Genomic DNA, 4,624 nt, shown 5'->3' on the forward strand with positions numbered 1-4,624 from the left:
GGCGACCCGGCGCATCGTCTCGATCACCCCGTTCACGGCCTCGGTGGGCCCGTTGGAGGCCCCGGCGGTGTCGAAGTAGGCCAGGATCGCGGCCTTCCACCGGCGCAGGGTCCGCCCGAGCCGGGCGATCTCCGGGATCGGGCAGGACGGGAAGGCGGCAAGGATCTCGGCGACCAGCCGGCGGCCGGTCTCGGGGCGGGCGTGGTAGATCGCACGCAGCTTCTGATAGCAATGCCAGGCCAGGGTCACCTCGTGATGCGGGTCCCCGGCCTCGAGCTTCGCGTTGAGCCGGGTGACCTGCCTCTCGGTCAGGTGCTCGGCGCCGATCTGCAGGGTGCGGCGGATCCCGTACAACGGGTCCCCGGCCCGGCCCCGGTGGCCCAGAGTGTCCTGCTGCACCCGACGACGCACCTCGTCCACGACCTGCCCACCGAGTTTCACCACGTGGAAGGCGTCCAGGACGGTGATCGCCTCAGGGAGTTCGTCGCGGATGGCGTTGGCGTAGCCGTGGAACGGATCCAGCGTCGCCGTGCGGATCCCGCTCGTGAACGCCGGCCCCTGCTCGGTGAGCCAGTCGCCGTAGGCCGCCCCCGTGCGCCCCTTGACCAGGTCCAGCAGTCGCGCCCGGGGCCGGCCGTCCTCGCCGCGGGAGTGGTCCACGATCCCGGTGACCAGCCCGGTGCCGGGTGGACCCACGTGGCGCCACACGTGCTCGTCCACGCCCAGGGCGTCCACCCCGGCCAGCCGATCCTCCGCGGCCAGCTGGCCTTCGATGACCGGGGCCACGGCGTGCCAGACGGTGTTCCAGGCGACTCCGAGCATGTCCGCCAGGGCGGAGACCGCGATGTCGTGGGAGCGCAGCTGCGTCACCGCCCAGGCGATCGCGCGGGTGGTGAGCTTGGCCCGCGGCGCGGCCAGCTCGTGGACCTCGCTGAACGTCACGACCTCGCAGGCGTCCTCCCGGCACCTGAAGATCCGCTTGCGCCACACCACCCGCACGGGCACCCCAGCGCAGGGCAGATCGTGGAGCACGACCTCCCGGCGGCCGTGGCCGGTGGCGAGCACCCCGCAGGACGGGCACCCCACCAGCGTCGGAAAAGTCTCCACCACCACGGTGAACGAGCGTGGTCCGCGTTCCACGGCCCTGACATGGACGTCGGGCAGGTCGAAGAGCGCGCACGCCGGCGCGCAGATAGCATGAGACACGTCGAGGCCTTCATGGATCGGGTTGCTTGGTCGCTACCCATCCTGGAGACCTCGACCTCTACCCAGACCTCACAACACACCCCTCGAGACGCCCACGCGCACACCGCTACCCATGCTCATCTGTGAAGGGCCTGTAAAGTCCATGGGCACATTTAATCACGACTTGGCCAGAACTGATACTCATATACTTCGCCCGTTCATACAGAAACTCATATACATTCTCCACACAGGCTATTTTCGCTAAATTTAGGATCGTTATTGGGAGTTTCTCGCCGGGATGAGGCGTCGAGCATAGGTGCGGACAGGAGCAGTGCTCAGGCGGCATGGCGCAAAAATCTCGAACAGGATGAGTAAGCGACCAAGACATCTGCCCGCCACAGCGAGGTTTTTTACCGGCTTCCTCGCTCGAGGGGCGAGCATAGGCGCGCCGGCGATAATGGTGCCGCAATACCCCGGTGCGCAGTCCGGCCGGCCGTAGTACGCCGCGGAACCGCAGTGAAATCGGCCCGACAGGAGTTCGAACAGATGCAACAACTCCCGTGGGTCACATGGTAGGAAGAAGTGTTGAAGTAGGACGAGTAGCTTCCTGCTGCGCCAGCGGGCCCTTGGACCTCTGGTCGTAGCACCGATCTTATGCAAGGTAACGGTGCTGATGTCGACGGCCATAAGTTGCCTCGAGTCAGCCACGAAGTGTCCGGTAGCGGGCCATATGTAAAGCGGAAGGGAGCTGAAGCGCGATCAGATTTCATCTGATCGCGCTTCAAGCCTGGTTTATGGCAATCACTCCGTGTCGGCGTTCTAGTAGACGGTTCCCATGGCCTTCCTGACCTCGTCTAGCGTGTTGTTGGCGATCTCGTTGGCGCGGTCGTTCCCTCGCTTCAATACCCGTAGGGCGACCTCGGGGTCCTGGGCTAGCTGTTGCCGCCGTTGCCGGTGGCCGGCGAGGAACTCGTTGACCGCCTCGGTGGTCACCTGTTTGAGGCGTCCGCTGCCGGCGTCACCGATCTGCTCGGCTAGCGCCTGCGGGGTGGTGTCCAAGCACAGGGCGGCCGTTGAAAGGAGGGCTGAGACCCCGGGGCGGGTGTCCGGGGCGAAGGTGATCCGACGCTCGGAGTCCGTGACGGTGCGGCGGATCACCGCTGCGGTCTCATCGGCGGTCATCGACAGGGCGATGGCGTTGCCGTAGCTCTTGGACATCTTCCGCCCGTCCAGCCCCGGCACTTCCGGGGTGGCGGTGAGCAGGGCCTCGGGAACGGGGAAGGCGTGCCCGTAGCGGTCGTTGAAGCGGCGGGCGATGACGCGGGTGATCTCCACATGGGGCAGGTTGTCCTTGCCCACCGGCACCAAATTGCCCTTGCAGAAGAGGATGTCCGCGGCCTGGTGCACCGGATAGGTCAACAGCAGCCCGCTCAGCGCCCGGCCGGAGGCGGCTGCTTCGGCCTTGACGGTGGGGTTGCGGTGCAGCTCGGCCTCGGTGACCAGGCTCAGGAACGGCAGAAGCAGCTGGTTCAGCGCCGGCACGGCAGAGTGGGCGAAGATCGTCGTCCGCTGCGGGTCCAGGCCCGCGGCCAGGTAGTCCAGCACCGCGCTGTGCACGTTCTCCTGCACGCGGGCGGTGGTGTCACGGTCGGTGATTACCTGGTAGTCAGCCAACACCAAGAAGATCTCCACCCCCGCCTGTTGCAGACGGAGGCGTTCGACGATGCTGCCGAAGTAATGGCCCAGGTGCAAGGCCCCAGTCGGGCGTTCCCCGGTGAGGACCCGGAATGCCTCCGGGGTCCGGCCGATGGCCCGGGTCAGTTCGGCCGAGCGCTGCTCGGCGGCGGCGAATGACTCCATGTGCGTACTCCTCGAAGGTCGGAAGCTGCACACAAGACCGCCGAAGTGGCACGGGCTGCTGTGCAACCCGTGAACATGCGTCAACCGGCTGCTATCGCAGCCACCACCACGCCAGACGGTTGAGCATCATGGCCCCCACTCTACCCACCCGGCAGCAGCCCCAGACTCTCCGCCGAGCCCACCCCGCACGGCCAGGGCACTCCCGGTACGGGCCAGAACTGCGCTGTCCTGGATAACATGGCCGACATGCACGCTCCCCCGCCGTCTCCGCCTCCTGAAGTGCTTGAAGCGTTCGGGCTCACCGACAGAGTCCACCCTGTGCCCGGCGGACAGGGGCGAGCTTTTCGGGTCGGTGCAGTGGTGCTCAAACCGACGGAAGACCCGATCGAGGCACAGTGGGCGTCCGCGCTCATGGACGGTCTTGCCCAGGAGCCTGGCTTCGATGTGCCAGCGCCGTTGCGCGCCGGCACCGGCGCCTATGTCGCTCACGGATGGACGGCTACCGGACTGGTTGAAGGAACAACAGGGCCACAGGGCCGGTGGGAGCCACTGATCATCGCCGCCCGGGCGTTCCACAGAGCCCTGGCCCAAATGCCGCGTCCCGATTTCCTCGCCCGCCGCTCGAACCCCTGGGCGGTGGCCGACCGTGTCGCCTGGGCAGAGCAAACCATCGACGTCGCCCCCGAAGCGCGCACGGTCTACAACGGGCTTCTCGGCCTACGGCGCCCGGTAGAGATGCCGTCCCAGCTGATTCATGGGGATCTGACCGGCAACGCGCTCTTCGCCGAGAACCACGACCCAGTGATTATCGACTTCTCCCCCTACTGGCGCCCGACAGCCTACGCCGAGGCCATCGTCGCCGCCGACGGTCTCCTCTACTACCCCGGCGACGTCCCCGCCGCCGTCATTGGCCGCCCCGAAGAACAGTGGATTCAAATGATGGTCCGCGCCCTGATCTTCCGACTCGTCGCATCCGCAGAGCTCGTCGGCATCGGTGGGCGGATCCCGGACGATGAACTCCAACGCTTCACCCGAGCGACAGCCACGGTAGAACGCCTGGCCGGCACCGCAACCACCCACCAGTAGAGGCAACCATCGAAGCGACCCGGTATTCGGCCACGCACGGACGCTGAGTACGACCCCGACGCGTTGGCGTCCCGGTCAGGACATGCCCCTCAGGGCCTCGCGCAATACGGTGATCCACTCTTCGGAGGCGTCCAGATGAGCATCATGGGTCCCACGGGGCAGATCGATCCGCCAAGTTCCTGGGCGGGCAGCGATGAGCGCGTCCTTCCGTGCGGGGGTGAACATCGAGTCCGCGGCGAAGACCACCGTGGTCGGGGCCGTCACCGCCTTCCACTCCTCCCAGCGCGGAACGTGCACGGCCTCGAGGACGGCTTGCATGACCGCCGCGTCGAACCGAGGACGAAACCCGTCGCCAGTGTGTTGAAGATCCGCCACCCAGGCCCGGGCCAAGGCACTGTCACCGAGAAATTCTGAAGCGCCCTGGGTCTGATGGAGACTCGCGCTATTTGATTCCGACCAGGTGTTCGCGGTCGGCTTGGACAGCATAGAACGC

The 4,624-nt window shown here is 66.5% G+C and carries 4 protein-coding genes; 1 reads left to right on the forward strand and 3 read right to left on the reverse strand.

The genetic code is table 11. From position 1 onward, the window contains the following. A partial coding sequence (locus AS25_RS02650; protein WP_253270448.1) for an ISL3 family transposase occupies window positions 1-1,206 on the reverse strand: 1,206 nt, incomplete at its 3' end. A 798-nt stretch (window positions 1,207-2,004) separates the two neighbouring features. Next, on the reverse strand, window positions 2,005-3,045 hold the full coding sequence (trpS, locus tag AS25_RS02655) for a tryptophan--tRNA ligase (RefSeq protein WP_035961066.1): 1,041 nt from the start codon (window positions 3,043-3,045) through the stop codon (window positions 2,005-2,007). Window positions 3,046-3,282: 237 nt separating this feature from the next. Here trpS and AS25_RS02660 point away from each other — a divergent pair, with 237 nt between their 5' ends. Next, the gene (locus AS25_RS02660; protein WP_216594101.1) at window positions 3,283-4,131 is read left to right on the forward strand and encodes a phosphotransferase; all 849 of its coding nucleotides are present in this window, start codon (window positions 3,283-3,285) and stop codon (window positions 4,129-4,131) included. 75 nt (window positions 4,132-4,206) lie between these two features. On the opposite strand, the gene AS25_RS14985 is transcribed toward AS25_RS02660, so the two are convergent. Continuing rightward, a partial coding sequence (locus AS25_RS14985) for an alpha/beta fold hydrolase (RefSeq protein WP_367379149.1) occupies window positions 4,207-4,624 on the reverse strand: 418 nt, incomplete at its 5' end.

The organism is Kocuria marina (assembly GCF_000786655.1).
In the GTDB taxonomy this organism is placed as follows: Bacteria; Actinomycetota; Actinomycetes; order Actinomycetales; family Micrococcaceae; genus Kocuria; species Kocuria marina_A.